The organism is Leifsonia tongyongensis (assembly GCF_010686705.1).
GTDB classification, from domain to species: domain Bacteria; phylum Actinomycetota; class Actinomycetes; order Actinomycetales; family Microbacteriaceae; genus Diaminobutyricibacter; species Diaminobutyricibacter tongyongensis.
The window spans coordinates 1349379-1368614 of record NZ_JAAGWY010000001.1; the positions used below are offsets into that span (position 1 = coordinate 1349379).

The window sequence follows — 19236 nt, forward strand, 5'->3', positions numbered from 1 at the left end:
TTCGGGTGGAATTACGTAGTTGAGCCGTCGGAGTGCGTTCGGACGGTGATCCGGTCGAGCGACAACACGAATTCCTTCACCTCATGCCGGTTCTTGGCCCCGATCTTCCGGGCTATGCGTTGGACGTGGCTCTCCACCGTTCGGATGCTGAGCACGAGTTGCCCGGCGATCTCCCGGTTCGTCTGCCCGATCGAAACCAGCCGGCCGATCTCCAGTTCGCGTTCCGTGAGCCGGATCGGCGTCGCAAGGAAGCGGCTGGCGTCGTACTCGTGGCTGTCCAGGGCGTCGAGGAAGGCCGCGCCCTCCGCTCGCACCGCTCGCGCCTCGCCCGTGCGCCCTGCGCGCCTCAGCCATCTCTCCGCGAGCTGGAAGGCACTGATCGCGTGACCAGGGCGGCCGGTCTTCGCGAGCCGCGGGATCACATCCATCAGTGCATCCGGGTCGCGGGCCAGCTCGGCCTCGAGGTACTGGCGATGCGCGCCGATGAAGTCGCCCCCCACCTGTGCGGCTCGCTTGACGGCTTGAGCGAGGCGGGTCCGGTCGGGCTCGATCTCGAGGGCGACGAGGTAGCCCGTGCACGCGGCGAACTTCGCGCCGCGCTTCCACAGTGCGTCGGATGCGCTCCAGAGCTCCGAAGCGCCCGCATCCGAGCGCCCGCTGGAGGTCTCGAGCTGCGCGATCGCCCAGGAGCGCGACTGGCCGGGCAGCGGTCCGTCCGGGATGCGGAGAGCCTGCAGCTCCTGCAGGTACCGTTCGGCGAGAGTGCCGTGCCCGCGCCGTGCCGCCACGACGGCCGCGATGTTGAGAAGCGCCAGGTGCGTGCCCAGCCGGAGCGGGGACGGATCCCCCGCCGCGAAGACCGTCGCGAGCATGGTCTCGGCACTGTCGTAGTTCCCTTGCAGCGCGAGGCACAGAGCCATGACCCAGGCGTGCGTCCGGGCCGATCCGATGTCGAGGGTCGCGCGCGCTTCGTCGAAGCCACGCCGCGACCAGGCGAGTGCTGCGGCGTGATCGCCTTCGCCCAGCAGGAGGAGGCCGTAGAGAAGGCCGGTGTGCGCGCCGGCCAGGGAGCGATCCCCGGAGCGGATGCGTTCGAAGACGCGTCGCGCGTTGACGAACCTGCCGAGACCGATGAGAACGCCGAATTGCGCCTCCCAGAGCGCGATCTTCACGGAGTCGGGAAGATCGTCCCGCACGTCGAGTCGCCCGGCCCAGTCAGCCGGAAGCTTGCGCAGGTCCACTTCCAGGGTGACTGCCGCCGCATCCGCGATTCCGCCGAAGGTACGGTGCAGGCGGGCTGTCGTGGCGAGCTCCTCGACGGCTCCGTCGAGGTCGTCGTGCACGTAGGCGCGCCACTGCGCGCGCAGTACGGCGAGCCGTACGAGGTCGCTCTCGTCGGCATCCGGATCGGCGGTCGGTTCGGTCCCGAGCACCTCCTCGATGCGATCGCGGGACTGGCCGGTGTTGAGGAGCGCCTCTACGTAGGCGATGGCAGTGGCGGCGGAAGGCGTGCGGTTCCACTCGGCGCGGGTGATCATCCGCCGCGTTCGGGCGTGCTCCTGAAGCAGCCGGGCGAAGATCGCGTCCGAGTCGGCCACGTTGTCGCGAGGCGCGCCGAGGCCGGCGAGGATCGCATCGACCGAATCCGTCGTTCCGAGTCGTTCGACGATCCGTTCGGTGAGGCGGATGCGCCGGGCCGTGAGAGGCGTATGGCGGAAGTACTCGACGAGGAGTGGTGGGACGACGGTGGCGAGCAGGCGGCGCCCCGAGGCGTAGAACCGGATCAGCGACCGCTCTTCGAGTTCTTCGAGCGTCTCCCATCCGATGAGCTGGCGGATGGTCTCGGTGTCGCTCGCCCCGACGAGCGCGATCGTCTCGATCGCATCCCTCGCCGTCGTGTCGAGGCTCTCGAGATGCGCTTCCAGCACTCCGCGGAGGCCGGGGCTCCACAGGTCGCGGGTCGCGGTCCAGACCCCGTCCACGTCCTCCATCCGGTACTCCCGGACCGCCGAATCGATGACGCTGAGCGCGAGGCCCGGGACGCCCCCGGACTTCGCGTAGATCCGGCTCATCGTGCCCGAGTCGACCGGGCCCCCCAGGTGATCGCTCACGACCTGTTCCAGCTCGTCGTACTTGAGCGGCGACATGTCGATGACAACCGACGGTTCGAGCGCCGATGCGGGCAGCCCGCTCGGGGTGTGGCGGGCGCGCAGCCCGTGCAGCCGCGAGATCGCGATCGGGATTCCGTAGCGGCGGCGCACCGACTCGGCGATCCCCCACGACGTTTCGTCCAGGTCATCCCAGTCGTCGAGGAACAGCACCGACCGGCTGGATTTGAGCGCGTTCGTGAGTGCATCCGCGGCTCTCGGGATGGAGGCGCTGCGAAGGTCGACCGGGACTCCGATCCCCGCGATGTGCAAGACGGCCAGCGGATGCGGGCGAAGGGACGCGACGCCGCGAACGACGACGACCGTCCATTCGGCCTCCTCGAGCCGCGCGCGGAACTCGCGGAGGAAGGCGCTGCGCCCGCTGCCGCGCCCTCCGACCACGTCGATGCTGGCCCCCGACGCGATCAACTCCATGGCCATGGCCAGACTGTTCTCGCGCCCGATCAGCGGATGGTTCCTCTTGCGCACAGTCGATCCCTAACACCAAACGCAACCGTCCCGTCCCGGGGGCGCAACAGGGCGCCGGGGGAGGGGGTTACTCGTCTGCGCGCATCGTGTGCAGTCCCGTGCGGGTCTGCTGCGGATGCGCCTGAGCAGCGATCATGGAGTACGAGCGACCGGACTTCGGGGTGCAGCGGCAGCGTCCCGACTTTACCAAACGGGATGCGCGATGCGCAGATCATGAGAATCGCGTTAGGAAGATTCACAAATTTGTGAATTCGGCGTATCGTCAGAAGTATGAACACTGTGATTGAGACCTCAGGTCTCGAGAAGCGCTTCGGCCGCGTTCGCGCCCTCGACGGGCTCGACCTGTCGGTGACGGCGGGCGAAGTGCATGGCTTCCTGGGCCCGAACGGCGCCGGGAAGTCCACGACCATCCGCGTCCTCCTCGGCCTCGCGAAAGCGAGCGGCGGATCCGCGACCGTGTTCGGTCGCGACCCCTGGAAGGACGCCGTCGACCTCCACCGCCAGATCGCGTACGTCCCCGGCGATGTCAGCATCTGGCCGAACCTGACCGGCGGCGAAGCGATCGACCTTCTCAGCCGGCTGCGTGGCGGAACCGTCGACCACGCCGTGTATGCCCAGCGCAAGGCGCGTCTGATCGACGTCTTCCAGCTCGATCCCCGAAAGAAGGGTCGGGCGTACTCGAAAGGCAACCGGCAGAAGGTGGCCCTGGTCGCCGCGTTCGCGACGCCGGCCGACCTCTACATCCTCGACGAGCCCACGAGCGGCCTCGATCCACTGATGGAGGCGACGTTCAACGCCGAGATCGCCCGGGTGTCGCGCGACGGCGCCACCGTTCTGCTGTCGAGCCACATCCTGTCGGAGGTGGAAGAGCTGTGCGACCGGGTGACGATCATCCGCGCGGGCAAGACGGTCGAAACGGGGACGCTCGCTGAGATGCGGCACCTGACCCGGACCGAGATCTCGTTCGCGGCCGACGGCGTCACCGATGCCGATCTCGCCCGCATCCCCGAAGCGCATGACGTCATCACCAACAACGGCCGCGTGCGGTTCACCGCAGACAGCGACAAACTGCCCGGTGTGCTCAACGCGCTCGCCGCGATCGACGCCAAGAGCCTGACGGTCGCACCGCCTTCCCTCGAGGAGCTCTTCCTGCGCCACTACGGCGACCAGCTCGCGTCCGAAGAGTCGGCCGGCGTTCCGGATGCGGCTCGCGACACCGGCAAGACCGGCACGGAGGCGACGCGGCGATGAAGACTTTCGGTGTGCTGCTGCGCCAGCGTCTGCGTCGCGACCGTTGGCAGCTCGTCATCTGGGTGCTCGTCATCGGCCTGCTCGCGCTCTTCTCCGAGGCCTCGCTCAAGAACACGTACGGGACCGCCGCGAGTCGCCTCGAGGTGATGCACCTCGCAATCGCCAACCCGGCGATCGTCGTTATTCGTGGACTCCCGCAGGGGACTACCCTCGCTGCGCTCACGTTCTTCGAGATCTACACCTTCCTCGCCCTCCTCGCCGGCCTCATGAGCACGTTCCTCGCGGTGAGGCACACGCGCGCAGAGGAGGAGTCCGGCCGCGCCGAACTCCTCGCAGCGACGGAGGCCGCACGCATCACGCCCACGGTCGCGACGATCGCGCACGGGGTGATCGCGAACATCCTCGTCGCCCTCGCACTCGGGCTCGCCTTCATCGCGGGCGGTCTCCCCGCTTACGGCTCGTTCGTCGCGGGTGCCGCCGTCGGTGGCGCCGGCATCGCATTCCTCGCGGTCGGGCTGTTCACTTCGCAGCTGATGTCCACTTCGCGCGGGGCGAACGGTCTCGCCGCCGCGATCGTGGTGCTCGCCTATTTCGTCCGCGGAATCGGTGACTCGATCGGGACGGTGAAGCCTGACGGTGTCCACATGACCAGCGGCTGGCCGACCTGGCTGTCGCCGATCGGCTGGGGCGAACAGATGGATGCGTGGGGCAGCGACAACTGGTGGCCCCTCCTGCTCGACCTCGCTTTCGCAGCCGCCGTGGTCGCGGTCGTCTTCGTCCTCCAGTCGCAGCGTGACACGGGCGCGAGCCTCCTCGCCGAACGTTCGGGGCGTGCGGATGCGGGACGCGCCCTGAATGGTCCGCTCGGCCTGGCGTGGCGGCTGCAGTGGCCGACGGTCTTGGGCTGGGCGGCCGGTGGCGCTGCCACCGGTGTTCTCGCGGGCTCGCTCGGGAGCATCCTCAGTTCATCGATCTCGAACGACCCCACTCTCGCGTCGATGCGCAAGGCCCTCGCCGGGATCGGCTCAGGCGGGAGCGGCTCGCTCACCCAGATCTTCATCTCCGCGATCTTCGCCATAGTCGGGGTGCTCTCTGCAGCCTGCGCGACCCAAGTTGTCGTGCGCCTGAGGCAGGAGGAGGCCGGGGGAACAGCGGAGGTACTGCTCGCTACGCCGCTCTCCCGGGTGCGCTGGCTGCTGGAGTTCATGCTCGTCGGACTGATCGCCGTCGTGATCGTTCTCGCGGCCGCGGGGCTCGCCTCGGGCCTGAGTGCGGTCGCCGCGGGAGACCCCTCGTCGATGATCGGCAATTCCTTTGCCGCGGCCGCGGCGCAATTGCCGGTCTCGCTCATCTACCTGGGCGTCCTGTCGCTCGTGTTCGTCGTCCTGCCGAACTGGTCGATCGTGATCGCGTGGGCGACACTCGGTCTCGGCGCGTTCATCGGCATCTTCGGTGCGTTCGTCGGCATCCCTGACTGGATCCACCAGCTCTCGCCGTTCACCCACACTCCGGTCGTGACGGGGACCGTCGACTGGTCGGGAGGCATCTGGATGATCGCCATCGCGATCGTGGCCACGCTGGCCGCGGCAGCCCTCATCCGGAGACGGGACTTCGCCATCGCGTGAAGGCGGCCCACGGTGACCACGAGAGGAGAGCCAGGATGGCCACGGACGAGCAGGCCCTGCATGACGTCGTCGAGCACACCGCCGCGATTCTGACGGCCGCGGGGTTCCCCAAGCAGCCGGCTCGCGTGCTCATGGCGCTGACCGTGTCGACCACCGGGGGGCTGACCGCGCAGGAGCTGTCCGAACAGCTGGGGGTGAGCGCGGCCGCGATCTCGGGAGCGGTCCGTTACCTCCAGACCATCGGCATCGTCCGACGCCTGTCGCAAACCGGGAGTCGACGCGACCGCTACGAACTCCCCGAGAACGCCTGGTACACGGCGCTCACGTCGGAGAGCCCGATCTACGGTGTGCTGGCTGCGCAGGCGGATGCGGGGGTGGCGGCGATCGACGACCCATCATCCGTCGCCACGGCGCGCCTGACCGAGATGGCGCGGTTCTACCGGTTCCTCGAGACCCGGATGCCGCAGTTGCTCATCGAGTGGGAGGCGGTGCGCAACCGCATCGACTGATGCTTCGGGAGCGGCTACGTCGTCCACCGTCGCCATTCCGGTCGAGAGTGCCTCGTAGAACGGGCACACTCGACCGGAACGGCAACACTCGCGGTCTAGACCGCCGGCGGTGCGGGCGGCGCAGCGGGCGGGTAGGCCGCGGGCGGCGTGGCGTACGTCCGGGGCCGGTCGAACCGAGCGCCCTGCGGGTTGGAAGGCAGGGCGAGCAGCACCAGCAGGATGATGATGCCTGCGAACGGGATGAGCGACAGGAAGAAGAACGGCCCCGCCAGGTTGGCGTCGTGCAGTCGCCGCCACGTGATCGCGAGCCACGGGACGATCGTCGCAAGCCAGACGAGGCCGCTCAGAGAGGCGAAGAGCCAGTACCCGGGCGTGAAGTGGAACTCGCCGTTCCGGTACATGGCCGCGCCCATGTTCCCCGTGGCGTTCCCGATGATGTTGATCACGAACTCGATCGCCACCCACGCGAGCACCCACCACCACAGCTCGCTGCGGCTGGCGCGACCGGTGAAGTCGGCGTACTTGCGGAAGAACCGCTGGAACGCGACGCCGAACGAGGCGCCGTAATACGGGGCCCAGTCGGGGACCGGAGCGCCGGGCTGCTGGTACGGCTGACCCATCGGCTGCATGGGCGGCGGCGGTGGAGGCGGGGGCGGAGCCGAGGGGGGACCGCCGGCCGGTGGCTGGTACGGAGGCTGCTGCGAAGACATTCGATGCTCCTTGTTGATCGGTGAACGATCTGTCGAACCTAGTCAACCTCCCGAAGGCCCGGGATGTCATCATTTCAGCGGCGATGTTTCGTCCACAGTCCATCGCACGCGACCCCGGCGACACCATAGGCTGGTCGAATGACTGACGCGGCGCCTGCATCCGGCATCAAGCTCGACGAAATCGACCCCGCCATCCGCCCTCAGGACGACCTCTTCCGGCATGTCAACGGAAAGTGGCTCGCCCGCACCGAGATCCCGGCCGACAAAGCGCGATACGGGTCCTTCCTGATCCTCCGCGAAGAGGCCGAAGCAGCCGTGCGCGAGATCATCGAAGGTGCGACGGATGCGCCTGAGGGTACCGAGGAACGCAAGTTCGGCGATGTGTACACGAGCTTCATGGATGAGGATCGCATCGAGGAACGCGGCGCCACCCCGATCGCGTCGCAGCTCGCCCTCGCGAGCGATGTCAGCAGCATCGCGGAGCTCCTCTCCACCGTCGGCCGGCTCGAGCGCCACGGGCTGAGCGGGTTCTACCAGCTGTTCGTCGACAACGACCCGGGCAACCCGGAACGCTATCTCGTGTTCGTCGAGCAGGCCGGTATCTCGCTTCCCGACGAGAGCTACTACCGCGAAGACAAGTTCGCCTCGGTGCGCACGGCGTACCTGACCCACATCCAGCGGATGTTCGAACTCGCGGGCGTCGAGGACGCACCGGAGCGCGCGCAGCGGGTCTTCGAGCTCGAGACCGCGATCGCGTCGCACCACTGGGACAACGTGGCGTCGCGCGACAGCGAGAAGACGTACAACCTGTACTCGTGGGCCGACGCGGATGCGTTGTTCGCCCACGGTGACATCGGCAGCGGCGTCGCCGCAGGGGCCTCGCTCGACGACTGGGAGAAGGCCCTCGGAGCCCCGGACGGCGCACTCGCCGAGGTCGTCCTGCGCCAGCCCAGCTTCACGAGCGGCGTCTCGTCGCTGCTGACGGAGGACCGCCTGGAGTCTTGGAAGGACTGGCTGGCCTGGCAGGTCATCCATGGTGCCGCGCCCTACCTCTCCGGCGACTTCGTCGAGGAGAACTTCGACTTCTACGGCCGCACCCTCACGGGCACGCCGCAGATCCGCGACCGCTGGAAGCGCGCAGTGTCGCTGGTCGAGGGTGCGATGGGCGAGGCCGTCGGTCGCATCTATGTTGAGAAGCACTTCCCCCCGGTGGCGAAGGAGAGCATGGATGTGCTGGTCGCCAACCTGATCGAGGCGTACCGGCAGAGCATCCGCACCCTCGAATGGATGGGCGAAGACACCCGCGACCGAGCACTCGACAAGCTGGACAAGTTCACGCCGAAGATCGGGTTCCCCGTGAAATGGCGCGACTACTCGAGCCTCGTGATCGACCCGACGGACCTGCTCGGCAATGTGCGCGCCACGAGCCTGTTCGAGTTCAACCGCGAGCTGGGCAAGATCGGCAAGCCACTCGACCGCGACGAATGGTTCATGACGCCGCAGACGATCAACGCGTACTACAACCCGGGCTTCAACGAGATCGTGTTCCCGGCGGCCATCCTCCAATACCCCTTCTTCGACGCCGCCCGCGACGACGCCGCCAACTATGGGGCGATCGGCGCGGTCATCGGCCACGAGATCGGTCACGGCTTCGACGACCAGGGTTCCAAGTACGACGGCGACGGCCGCCTCACCGACTGGTGGACGAGCGCCGACCGCGCCGCGTTCGAGAAGCGCACCGCGTCTCTCATCGAGCAGTACAACGCCCTCGCACCGGCGCAGGTCCCGCAGCACCATGTCAACGGCGCGCTCACGATAGGCGAGAACATCGGCGACCTGGGCGGCCTCGCGATCGCGTGGAAGGCGTACCTGATCTCGCTCGACGGACAGGAGCCCCCGGTGATCGACGGGCTCACCGGCGCGCAGCGCTTCTTCCTGTCGTGGGCCCAGGCCTGGCAGGAGAAGGGACGCGACGAAGAGGTCATCAGGCTGCTCGCGATCGACCCGCATTCGCCGAACGAGTTCCGCTGCAACCAGATCGTCAGGAACATCACCGAGTTCTACGACACGTTCGCTGTGTCGGAGGGCGATTCTCTCTGGCTGGACCCGTCGGAGCGCGTGTCGATCTGGTGATCTAATGGAAGACTGGGGACAGGCCGGGGGACCCCTCCAGACAAGGATTGAGAAGGAATGCCCCCCGCCGTGACGATCCCCAGACAGGTTTCCGAACGCCGCAGCCGGCACAGCGCGATCAGGCGCGGCCGGCACCGTGGCGCGGAAGCGTCGCAGAATTTCAGCCGCGGTTTCGCCGCCCTCGGCCAGCTCGCGCTGAACGGGGTGCAGGTCTCCGCTCGGGCGACCGACCTGGCGACGGGTGCTGTGCTGTTCTCCGTCGACGACCACGTCGTCATGCCGACGGCCAGCATCGGAAAGGTGCTGCTGCTCGTCGAGGTCGCGGCCCGCATCCAGAGCGGACACCTCAGCCCGCTCGCGCTACTCGACCGCTCCCGCGAGGATGCGGTGGGGGACTCCGGGATCTGGCAGCACCTGCAGGCGCCGTCGTTGCCCGTGGCCGACCTTGCCGCCATCGTCGGCGCGACGAGTGACAACCTGGCGACGAACGTGCTGCTTCGCCACATCGGCCTCGAAGCGGTGAGCTCCCGCACGGAGTCGCTCGGCCTCACCCGCACGGCTCTGCTCGACCTGGTACGCGACCACCGCGGACCGGACGACGCCCCTCAGCTGTCCGTCGGCAGCGCCAACGAGCTGACCTGGCTGTTCTCCTCGCTCGCTCGCGGCGAGATCGTCAACTCGGTGACCAGCCAACGAGTCATCTCCTGGCTGTCGCTGAACAGCGACCTGTCGATGGTCGCCAGCGCGTTCGGACTCGACCCGCTGTCGCACCGGGCCGTCGAGCATCGCACACTTCTGGTCAACAAGACCGGCACGGATGCGGGTGTTCGCAGCGAGGTCGGCGTGCTCCGCGGACCGCGCGCCGGAATCACCTACGCGGTCTCGATGTATTTCGACGACGCGACCCTCGCATCCCGTCTGGCCGTCCTCGAGGGGATGCGCACGGTCGGTCTCGACCTGCTCGAATACGTGCACTGACCCGTCGAGCGCCCGGGCTCAATGGCGGACGGCCGCCCGGCTGGCGAAATACTCGTCCTCCGAGGCGTAGTCGAACCATCCATCGGCCTTCGAGCGCGTGACCATGCTGGGGAACACATCCTGCCAGCTCTCCTCGCGGCGTTCGGCGGCCGCCACCTCCCTGGTGACCCAGTCGATGTCCTCGGCCACCGCATCCGCGTAACTCACCGGCTGCCGGTAGCCGAGCTCGACCGTCGCCGCATCCATGCTCATGACCAGCGGATGCGTGACCGACCACGGCGTCGAACCCAGGTTCCCGACCGGCGGCCCGGGGTAGGTGACGATCTCGACCGGGCGGCCCATGGTCTCGAAGATGGTGTGCGCGATCTCGGCGACGCTCAGGTTGTCCCGGTCGACGGCGTTCAGCACACGACGCCCCGGCTTGTCCGCGCAGAGGGAGATGAGTTCGGCGACGTTCACCGTGGAGGACGTGCTGAACCGGTTCGTTCCGTTGTCGGAGAGCACCACTCTGCGGCGCTTGTCGAGCGCGCGCTTCACGAAGTACCACTCGCGCAGGGCAGGACTGAACGGCCCGTGGATGGCGCCCGGTCGCAGGATGCTCACCGGCAGGTCGTCCGCTTCGAGGAGCCTGCGCTCCATCGCAGCCTTGAGCGGCGAGTACGTGCGTTCAGCGTTGTCGACGATCGGGTCGGTCTCACGCAGGGGGACGGGGAAGTCGGGGAAATCCTCGGGCCCGGTCACGACATCCAGGTAGCTGCCGTTCGCTCCGACGTACACCGAGCCAGTCGAGATGACGACGAGCGAACCCACCTCGCCGGCGAGCTGCGCGAGCTGGTCCGCGTGCCGCTCGTCGTAGGCGACCGTGTCGACCACCAGGTCGTGTCCTCGTGCGCGGGCGAGCAGGCTGACGGTGTCGTCGCGGTCGAGGCGGATGGTCGTCACATCCAGGTCGGCGAGGGAGGTGTCGCCGGCATGCTGTCCCCGATGGGCGACGAGCACCGACCAGCCGTCGACGGCGAGTCTGCGGGCGGTGGCCGCACCGAGCTGGCCCGTGCCACCGATGATCATGGCCGTGCGCGCGTGCTCCGCCTCCATGACCCCACGGTACAGCCAAGGCAGTCCGCGCGACCCCGTAAACTGGCTTGAGCGCTTCGACGGCACGGCCGCCGGACATCACGCACCATCCCCTCACGCACCATTGGAGCCACCGTGGCAGCACCCACCCGTCTCGATTCCGTCATCGCTCTCGCTCGCCACCGCGGGTTCGTCTTCCAGGCCGGAGAGATCTACGGCGGATCGCGTTCGGCGTGGGACTACGGGCCCCTGGGTGTCGAGCTCAAAGAGAACATCAAGCGCCAGTGGTGGCGCTACATGGTGCAGAGCCGTGACGATGTCGTGGGCCTCGACTCCAGCGTGATCCTGCCCAGGCAGGTCTGGGAGGCGTCGGGCCACGTCGAGGTGTTCACCGACCCGCTCGTCGAATGCACGCACTGCCACAAGCGTTTCCGCGCCGACACGCTCGTCGAGGAGTTCGAAGAGAAGAAGGGCCGCGCGCCCGAGAACGGTCTCGACGACATCGCGTGCCCGAACTGCGGCAACCGTCACACGTGGACGGAGCCGCGGGCGTTCAGCGGCCTGCTGAAGACGTTCCTCGGGCCGGTCGACGACGAATCCGGACTCCAGTACCTGCGCCCCGAGACCGCGCAGGGAATCTTCGTGAACTTCGCGAACGTGCTGCAGGCGAGCCGCCAGAAGCCGCCGTTCGGCATCGGCCAGATCGGCAAGAGCTTCCGCAACGAGATCACGCCCGGCAACTTCATCTTCCGCACGCGTGAATTCGAGCAGATGGAGATGGAGTTCTTCGTCGAGCCGGGCACCGACGAAGAGTGGCACCAGTACTGGATCGACCAGCGCTGGAACTGGTACGTCGACCTCGGCATCGACCCCGAGAACCTGCGCCTCTACGAGCACCCCAAAGACAAGCTGTCGCACTACTCGAAGCGGACGGTCGACATCGAATACCGCTTCGGCTTCACCGGAAGCGAGTTCGGCGAGCTCGAAGGTGTCGCGAACCGCACCGACTTCGACCTGACGACCCACTCGAACGCCTCGGGCAAGGACCTCAGCTTCTTCGACCAGACGAAGAACGAACGGTGGATCCCGTACGTGATCGAGCCGGCGGCCGGCCTGACGCGCTCGCTGATGGCGTTCCTCGTCGACGCGTACGACGAAGAAGAGGTGCCGAACGCGAAGGGCGGCGTCGACAAGCGCACCGTGCTGCGGCTCGACCCGCGTCTCGCGCCGGTTAAGGTCGCGATCCTGCCCCTGAGCCGCAACGAGGCGCTGTCGCCGGTCGCCCGCGAGCTCGCAACGGAGCTCCGCAAGTACTGGAACGTCGACTTCGACGACGCCGGCGCCATCGGCCGCCGCTACCGCCGCCAGGACGAGATCGGCACACCCTTCTGCGTGACCGTCGACTTCGACTCGCTCGAAGACCGGGCCGTCACGGTGCGCGACCGCGACACCATGGCGCAGGACCGCATCCCGCTCGCCGACCTGCGCGCCTACCTGGCCGAGCGCCTGCTCGGCGCGTAGCGGGGCGCGTCCCCCGTTCCCGCGCTCGGTGCGCGCCCCCGTTCCTGCGCGCTCCCCGCGCTCCCGTTCCCGCGCGCTCCGCGCTCCCCCGACGGGCGGATGCTCATCCACTCGCCCGCCGTGAGTTGGCGCGCTTGGCCCATTCCGAGCGTCCCCAGTGGGCCATTCGTGCCAACTCGCCGCCCGCGCGCTGGGGGCTCGCGCTGCGGGAGTCGACTTGGCGCTAGCGGTCGTTCTGGCGCGCTCATAACGACCGCTACCGCCAAGTGATGGATGCTCATCCGCGCGCCTGCTGTGAGTTGGCGCGCTTGGCCCATTCGGAGCGTTCCCAGTGGGCCATTCGTGACCACTCGCCGCCCGCGCGTCCGGCGGCTCACGCCGCCCGAGTCGACTTGGCGCTAGCGGTCGTTCTGGCGCGCTCATAACGACCGCTACCGCCAAGTGATGGATGCTCATCCACGCGCCCGCTGTGAGTTGGCGCGTTTGGCCCAATCGGAGCGTCCCTAGTGGGCCATTCGTGCCAACTCGGCGCCAGCGGGCGGGCGGGGCGGGCGGCGCGGCGCGGGCGGTCGAGGATGGGGGGAAGCGCGTTCGGGCGCTAGCGGGCGCGGGCGGCGTACTCCGTGTCGAGCATTCCGTAGATGACCGTGTCGCCCCACTCGCCCTTGAAGATCTCGCTCTGGCGGAGGTGGGCTTCCTGGCGCATCCCTAGCCGTTCGCACAGGCGAGCGGACGCCTCGTTACGCGGGTCGAGCTGAGCGAACACCCGGTGGGCGCGCATCGTCTCGAAGCACACCGCGAGCACGGCCTCGGCGGCCTCCGTCGCATACCCCCGCCCGTGGACGGCGGGATGGAAAACCCACCCGACCTCGAGTTGCGCGTGCGCGGCGCTCTTCAGGAAGATACTCATGTCGCCGATGACACGCCCGTGGCCGCCGGCCGGGTCGGGCAGCTCGACCGCATAGATGAGCCCGTCGCCGTCGTCGGCGAGTTCGGTCATCGCGATGCGCTTCTCGAGGTGCTTGGCGGACTCTTCGTGGTCGTGCACCTCCCACATCAGGTAGCGCACCACGTCTTTGCGCTTCTGGTAGGCGTGCACGTCGTCGAGGTCGTTCTTCGTGAGCGGACGGAGCAGCAGCCGCTCGGTGCGGAGCTCGACGGCGTCGTACGGCAGGCCGGTCAGTCCGTGCGCCTCCTCGGCCTGCGCCTCGGAGACCGACGCATCCGACGCTGCAGACGCCGACGCCGACGCATCCGACGATGCAGACGCCGCCGCGACCTCCGCAGCCTCGGTCTCGACCTCGGTCTCTTCGGTCTCGGCCTCGGTCGAGTGTGCTCCGTTGCTCACTGTGTCCTCCAGGTGCTGTTTCGGGAAGGGCTGGGTCAGGATGCGGCGGACTCGCCGGGGCTCGGAAGCGCCGTCAGTCCGCCCTGGCTGCGGGTCTGGTCGCCGGTCAGGTCGACATCGAGGCCGAAGAGGGTGTTGGCCGCCTCGGTGAACGTGTCGGCCTCGCCGTCCCTGGCGAGTGCGCGGGCGCGGACGGAGGGGGTGTGCAGCAGCACACCCGCGAGGTGGCGGAGAGCCGCCTCGGTCTGCTCGCTCGAGTCGCCTCGACTGCGGGCGCGGGCGATTTCGGCGTCCAGCACCTCGAACACGTGGGTGCGAAGCGCGACCAGCGCCGGAGTCACCGACTGCTCGGCGGCCCGTGCGGCGAATTCGGCAGCGGCGTCGCCGACGATCGCGCGTGCCTCGTCGGTGGCGTTGAGTTCTTCGAGGGGCGCATGCTTGCTGATCGTCTCGAGGTCGAGGAGTTCGACGCCGTCGAGGTGTGCGACCGCGGGGTCGACGTTGCGGGGGAGCCCGAGGTCGATGACGAGTCGCCGGGTGAGCGCGCCCGGATGCGCATCCGCCGCCTCCAGCTCGGGAACGCCGAGGATGACGTCGGGCGCGACACTGCAGGTGACGATGAGGCCGGATGCGGCGATCGTCTCGGCCAGACCGCCGGCAGGAACAGCGCCCGCGGCGTGGGCGACGGCGAACTTCTGGGCGCGACCCGAAGGCGAGTACACGTGGATGTCGGTGACGCCCCGCTCGCGGAGCGCCGCGAGACTTGCTCCCGCGTAGGCCCCGGTGCCGACCAGCAGCACCCGGGTCGCGCTCCAGTCCGCGATGCGGCTTTCGGCGAGGTCGAGGGCGAGGCGCACGATCGACCGCCCGGCGCTCGAGATGCCGGTGCGGTTCTTCACGCCCCGGGACGTGCGCGATGCCACCTGGAAGAGTCGTTCCAGTTCGCTGCTGACGGTTCCGGATGCGCGTGCGGCGTCGAGCGCACGCCGCACCTGCCCGGCGATCTCGCCTTCGCCGACGACCACGGACTCGAGTCCGCTGGAGACAGCGAAGAGGTGCTCGGCGACGCCTTCGTCGACGATGACGGCACTGGATGCACGCAGCTCGCGCGCATCCACGCCCGATGCCGCGCTGACCGCCTCGATGATGGTCTCAGCCGCGGCCGAACCGGCGTCGGATTCCGCACCCGCTGCCTCGACGTCGACATCGAGGTAGGCCTCGAAGCGGTTGCAGGTCGCGAGCACGACGGTTCCGCTGAAGAGTTCGGTGTTCTCCGAGAGGGCGGCGGTGACTGCTGCCGCATGCCGCTCCAGCCGGTCGAGGAGGTCGAAACCGGCGGTGCGGTGACTCGAGGTGAAGCAGAGAAGCACGAGGGAAGCCTACGCTTGCCCGGCGGCATCCTCGAATCGAGATGCCGCAGGATGACCCCCGAGCAGCATCTTCAGATTGGTTTGACAGAATCGGGGGGTGAATACGCTCGCTCCGGCCCACCCGCTCAGCTCCGGCACGACCGCCTCGTCGCGGCTGATCGGCGCCTACCAGGGCACCAGGCAGCCGGTCACGCCGGTGTGGTTCATGCGGCAGGCGGGGCGTTCGCTTCCCGAGTACCGGGAGCTCCGGGTCGGCACGCGCATGCTCGACGCCTGCCTCGATCCCGCGCTCGCGAGCGAGATCACCTTGCAGCCAGTACGCCGGCACGGGGTCGACGCCGCCATCTTCTTCAGCGACATCGTCATCCCGCTGCGCCTGGCAGGCGTGGATGTCGACATCGTCCCCGGCAAGGGTCCCGTGCTGAGCGCCCCCGTTCGCACGGCTGCGGATGTGGATGCGCTCACCGCGGTCGACCCCGCCTCCCTGGACGCGACGGCTTTCGCTCCCATCATCGAGGCCGTGCGCCTGACGACCGCGGAACTCGCGACGCTCGGCACCGGCGACACCCCTCTCATCGGTTTCGCGGGTGCGCCGTTCACCCTGGCCGCCTACCTCGTCGAGGGCGGTCCGTCGAAGGACCACATCCGTGCCAGGACGATGATGCACGCCGATCCCGGCGCGTGGGCGCGCCTGATGGACTGGACGGCCGATGTCACCGGGGCGTTCCTGCGCACGCAGGTCCTCGCCGGGGCGAGCGCCGCTCAGCTGTTCGACTCCTGGGCGGGCGCCCTCTCGCTCGACGACTATGTGACCCACGTGGCGCCCGCATCCGCTCGCGCGCTCTCGCACGTGCGCGACCTGACGTTCGAGGTTCCGGCGGCTGAGCTCACCGAGGGTGACGACGCGCTCCTGCCGACGTCGCGGAACGTGCCGATCGTCCACTTCGGCGTCGGGACCGGCGAGCTGCTGAAGGCCATGCACGAGATCGGCGCCGACGTGGTCGGGGTCGACTACCGGGTGCCCCTCGACGAGGCGAGTCGCCGGCTCGGGCATGTGGTCCCGGTGCAGGGCAACGTCGACCCGGCGATGCTCGACGCGCCGTGGCCTGTGCTCGAAGCGCACGTCCTCGATGTGCTCGGGCGTGGCGCGAGCGCGCCGTCGCACGTGCTCAATCTGGGCCACGGCGTTCCCCCGGACACCGACCCCGCCGTGCTCACCCGGCTCGTGGAGTTCGTCCATGGGCTCTGAGCCGGGCGCGGCGCCTGCGGGCGCCGCGGGCGCCGCAGGCGGCGAGAAGGCGGGCGGTGCGGCAGCCGGCGAGCCGCGTCGCGACGACCTCCGGCATGCGATCGACGCGCCGGCCACGCGGGTGGTCGTCGTCGGCGGCGGCATCGCTGGTCTCGTGGTGGCGCGGGAGTGCTCGCGGCCCGGGTTCGAGGTGACCGTGGTCGACGCGGCGGATCGCGTAGGCGGCTCGGTCGCGAGCATCGTGGTCGACGGCATCACCGTCGATGCGGGTGCCGAGAGCTTCGCGACCAGGGGCGGCCATGTGGGCGAGCTCATCGACGAGCTCGGTCTCGCCGACCTGGTCGTGCAGCCGAACCCCGAGGGGGCGTGGGTGCGCTTGCCGTCGGGAACCGTCCCTCTTCCGAAGGCCGGCCTGCTCGGCATCCCGAGCTCCCCGCTCGCCGCCGACGTGGTGCGCGCGATCGGGTGGGCGGGCGCGTGGCGTGCGTACCTGGATCGGATCCTGCCCGTGCTGACGATCGGGCAGGAGCGCAGTCTCGGCACGCTCGTTCGCAAGCGGATGGGCGCCCGCGTGCTCCAGAGGCTCGTCGCCCCTGTCGCCACCGGGGTCTACTCCGCCCAGCCGGACGACCTCGACATCGCGGTCGTCGCCCCCGGCCTGAACGCAGCGCTGACCCGTCAGGGTTCGTTGTCCGGAGCGGTCGCCGAGTTGCGCTCGAACGCCAGGGCGGGCAGCGCCGTCGGCGGCCTGCGCGGAGGCATGTGGATGCTCGCCCGGGCGCTTGAGACGGCGGTCACGGATCGAGGCGGGCGCGTGCTCACCGGCGTGGGCGTGGCGTCCGTCGAACGGTTCGACGCCGACGCCGACGCTGACGCCGGCGCCGGCGCCCCAGAGGAGGGCCACGCCGACGTGGCCGAGCCCGTCAGCGCCGCAACGGCCGTCGATGGGGATGCCGTCACCGGCGCCGAGGCAAGCGCACAACCGACCCAGGACCCTCGCTGGACCGTTCGCCTCGGCGACGGCCGCACACTCCCCGCCGATGTCGTCGTGATCGCCGCTCCCGCTGCCACGTCGCTGGCCCTGCTGTCCGCCGCATCCGCTGAGCTCGCCTCGCTCGGCACGCTCGAATGGCCGGATGCGTCCAGCGTCGAACTCGTCACCCTCGTCATCGACGACGCGGCCCTCGACTCCGCTCCACGCGGAACCGGCGTGCTCGTCGCCGACCTTCCCGGCACGGGTGTCACGGCGAAAGCGATGACGCATTCCACAGCGAAGTGGGCGTGGCTGGCTGACGTCACCGCAGGGCGGCACGTGGTGCGCCTGTCGTACGGAAGGGCCGGTCAGGCGAGCGAGACCGAAGGCCTCGACGACGCGGAGCTGCGCGCGCTCGCGGTCAGGGACGCATCCGCTCTCCTGAATATTCCGATCTCGGAATCCGTCGTGACGGGGTTCGCCCGGACGACCTGGACGAACGCCCTTCCCTACGCGGCGCTGGGCGAACGGGAACGGATCGACGCGGTCCGCACCGCGGTCGAAGGGATGACCGGCATCGAAGTGACCGGGTCGTGGCTGACCGGCACCGGCCTTGCATCCGTCATTCCGGATGCAAAGGAGGCGGCCCAGCGCGTTCGGGGTCTACGCTGGAAAGAACTGACCGAGAATCTCTGACGAACGGGGCGTTCAATGCGGGGAAAGCTTCTATTCGTTGCCGGTGCGGCAGTGGGCTACGTGCTGGGTGCACGTGCCGGCCGCAAGCGGTACGAGCAGATCAAGTCGGCTGCGACGAAGGTGTGGGAGACGCCGGGCATCCAGAAGCAGGTGAACGCCGTCGAGGACTATGCCGCGGCACGGTTCGGTGAGCTCCCCGGCGCGCTGTTCGAAGGCACGAAGAAGGTCGTGACCCAGGTCGTCAACCGGGCACAGGCCGCCCAGAAGCAGAACGCGGCGAACCGGGCGCCCAGTGCACCGCCTGCGCCCACGCGCTCGTACACCTCGTCGGTGACGATCGCCGCGCCGCCGGACGAGGAGACGGCCAACGCGCCCGTCACACCGCCTTCGGCTGCGGCGAGCAAGCCGGCAGCCTCCGGCGGGGGCGCGAAGAAGCGCAAGTCGACCGCGTCTGACGACATCGACGAGGCCGACGACGCCGGAGCGTGAGCGTGCTCGGCGAGAGGACGGTGACGATCGATGACTGACGACGACGGCGTGAAGGCCAGGCGTTCGCTGTTCCAGCTGATCGCCGACCTGCCGGCCCTCTTCGTAGCGCTCCTCAAAGCGGAGCTCGCCCAGCTCAAAGAGGAGCTGACGACGAAGGCGAAGTATGCCGGTGTCGGCATAGGGTTGTTCGCGTTCGCTGCAGGGCTGGGCTTCTTCGCGCTCGGCTGCCTGGTCGCCGCGGCGATCCTCGGGCTCGCACTGGTCCTCCCCGGCTGGGCGTCGGCTCTGATCGTCTTCGGCGGTCTGCTTCTCATCGCCGCCGTTCTGGCGCTCATCGGTGTGCAGTCCCTGAAGAGGATGGACGGCGCCGCTCCGCAGAAGACGATTGCGAGCATCCAGGAAGACGTCGAGGCCGTCAAGGGGATGGGCCGCTATGACAACTGATGCGAGCGACGTCGAGAAGGCCCGCGCCGATCTGGCCGCGACCCTCGAGGCCATCGAAGACAAGCTGAACCTGCCGAAGCAGGCGCGCCTCGCGGTCGACCGGGCGCGTCGCCGCGTCCAGGGCCTGCGCGAGAACCCGACGGCGCTCGTGGCCGTGGCCGCCGTTGCGGCCGTCCTCATCGGAGGTGCTGTGTGGCTCATCGTCAGGGTCGCCCGAAAGTAGAGCGAGG

16 protein-coding genes are annotated in these 19236 nt (G+C 68.9%); 11 read left to right on the forward strand and 5 right to left on the reverse strand.

Going from position 1 to position 19236, the window contains the following annotated elements; translation table 11 throughout:
• Positions 1-11: 11 nt before the first annotated feature.
• Entirely contained in the window at positions 12-2636 is a 2625-nt protein-coding gene (locus G3T36_RS20145; RefSeq protein ID WP_163288733.1) for a LuxR C-terminal-related transcriptional regulator, read from the reverse strand.
• Between the two features lie 270 nt (positions 2637-2906).
• Between G3T36_RS20145 and G3T36_RS06555 the strand changes: the two genes are divergently transcribed.
• Genes G3T36_RS06555 through G3T36_RS06565 form a run of 3 tightly spaced genes read left to right on the forward strand, consistent with a single transcriptional unit; the run spans position 2907 to position 6021 of the window.
• Complete coding sequence (locus G3T36_RS06555; protein ID WP_193570874.1) at positions 2907-3887, forward strand: ABC transporter ATP-binding protein; 981 nt, start codon at positions 2907-2909, stop codon at positions 3885-3887.
• Entirely contained in the window at positions 3884-5512 is a 1629-nt protein-coding gene (locus tag G3T36_RS06560; RefSeq protein ID WP_163288734.1) for an ABC transporter permease, read from the forward strand. Before G3T36_RS06555 ends, G3T36_RS06560 begins: the two co-directional genes overlap by 4 nt.
• A gap of 35 nt (positions 5513-5547) precedes the next feature.
• Positions 5548-6021 carry a GbsR/MarR family transcriptional regulator gene (locus G3T36_RS06565; protein WP_163288735.1) on the forward strand — a complete coding sequence of 158 codons (474 nt, stop codon included), beginning with the start codon at positions 5548-5550 and terminating at the stop codon, positions 6019-6021.
• Between the two features lie 95 nt (positions 6022-6116).
• Here G3T36_RS06565 and G3T36_RS06570 read toward each other — a convergent pair whose 3' ends face one another.
• Positions 6117-6650, reverse strand: coding sequence for a DUF805 domain-containing protein (locus tag G3T36_RS06570; protein WP_163289120.1), 534 nt, complete (start codon positions 6648-6650; stop codon positions 6117-6119).
• 219 nt (positions 6651-6869) lie between these two features.
• Between G3T36_RS06570 and G3T36_RS06575 the strand changes: the two genes are divergently transcribed.
• On the forward strand, positions 6870-8864 hold the full coding sequence (locus G3T36_RS06575) for a M13 family metallopeptidase (protein WP_163288736.1): 1995 nt from the start codon (positions 6870-6872) through the stop codon (positions 8862-8864).
• A 69-nt stretch (positions 8865-8933) separates the two neighbouring features.
• A complete protein-coding gene (locus tag G3T36_RS06580) occupies positions 8934-9842 on the forward strand; it encodes a serine hydrolase (RefSeq protein WP_163288737.1) in 909 nt (302 codons plus the stop codon).
• Between the two features lie 18 nt (positions 9843-9860).
• On the opposite strand, the gene G3T36_RS06585 is transcribed toward G3T36_RS06580, so the two are convergent.
• Positions 9861-10937, reverse strand: coding sequence for an NAD-dependent epimerase/dehydratase family protein (locus G3T36_RS06585; RefSeq protein WP_163288738.1), 1077 nt, complete (start codon positions 10935-10937; stop codon positions 9861-9863).
• A 114-nt stretch (positions 10938-11051) separates the two neighbouring features.
• Between G3T36_RS06585 and G3T36_RS06590 the strand changes: the two genes are divergently transcribed.
• The gene (locus tag G3T36_RS06590) at positions 11052-12437 is read left to right on the forward strand and encodes a glycine--tRNA ligase (RefSeq protein WP_163288739.1); all 1386 of its coding nucleotides are present in this window, start codon (positions 11052-11054) and stop codon (positions 12435-12437) included.
• Positions 12438-13035: 598 nt separating this feature from the next.
• On the opposite strand, the gene G3T36_RS06595 is transcribed toward G3T36_RS06590, so the two are convergent.
• The gene (locus G3T36_RS06595) at positions 13036-13785 is read right to left on the reverse strand and encodes a GNAT family N-acetyltransferase (protein WP_338031487.1); all 750 of its coding nucleotides are present in this window, start codon (positions 13783-13785) and stop codon (positions 13036-13038) included.
• Positions 13786-13820: 35 nt separating this feature from the next.
• A complete protein-coding gene (locus G3T36_RS06600; RefSeq protein ID WP_163288740.1) occupies positions 13821-15155 on the reverse strand; it encodes a glutamyl-tRNA reductase in 1335 nt (444 codons plus the stop codon).
• Positions 15156-15252: 97 nt separating this feature from the next.
• On the opposite strand from G3T36_RS06600, the gene hemE reads away from it, so the two are divergent.
• Genes hemE through G3T36_RS06625 form a run of 5 tightly spaced genes read left to right on the forward strand, consistent with a single transcriptional unit; the run spans position 15253 to position 19229 of the window.
• On the forward strand, positions 15253-16404 hold the full coding sequence (gene hemE / locus G3T36_RS06605; protein WP_163288741.1) for a uroporphyrinogen decarboxylase: 1152 nt from the start codon (positions 15253-15255) through the stop codon (positions 16402-16404).
• Entirely contained in the window at positions 16394-18073 is a 1680-nt protein-coding gene (hemG, locus tag G3T36_RS06610) for a protoporphyrinogen oxidase (protein WP_163288742.1), read from the forward strand. The genes hemE and hemG overlap by 11 nt, the downstream gene beginning before the upstream one ends.
• Before the next feature lie 15 nt (positions 18074-18088).
• A complete protein-coding gene (locus tag G3T36_RS06615) occupies positions 18089-18562 on the forward strand; it encodes a hypothetical protein (protein ID WP_163287393.1) in 474 nt (157 codons plus the stop codon).
• Between the two features lie 30 nt (positions 18563-18592).
• On the forward strand, positions 18593-19006 hold the full coding sequence (locus tag G3T36_RS06620; RefSeq protein WP_163288743.1) for a phage holin family protein: 414 nt from the start codon (positions 18593-18595) through the stop codon (positions 19004-19006).
• Positions 18996-19229: a DUF3618 domain-containing protein gene (locus G3T36_RS06625; protein ID WP_163288744.1), complete on the forward strand. Its 234-nt coding sequence runs from the start codon at positions 18996-18998 to the stop codon at positions 19227-19229. The genes G3T36_RS06620 and G3T36_RS06625 overlap by 11 nt, the downstream gene beginning before the upstream one ends.
• Positions 19230-19236 lie beyond the last annotated feature (7 nt).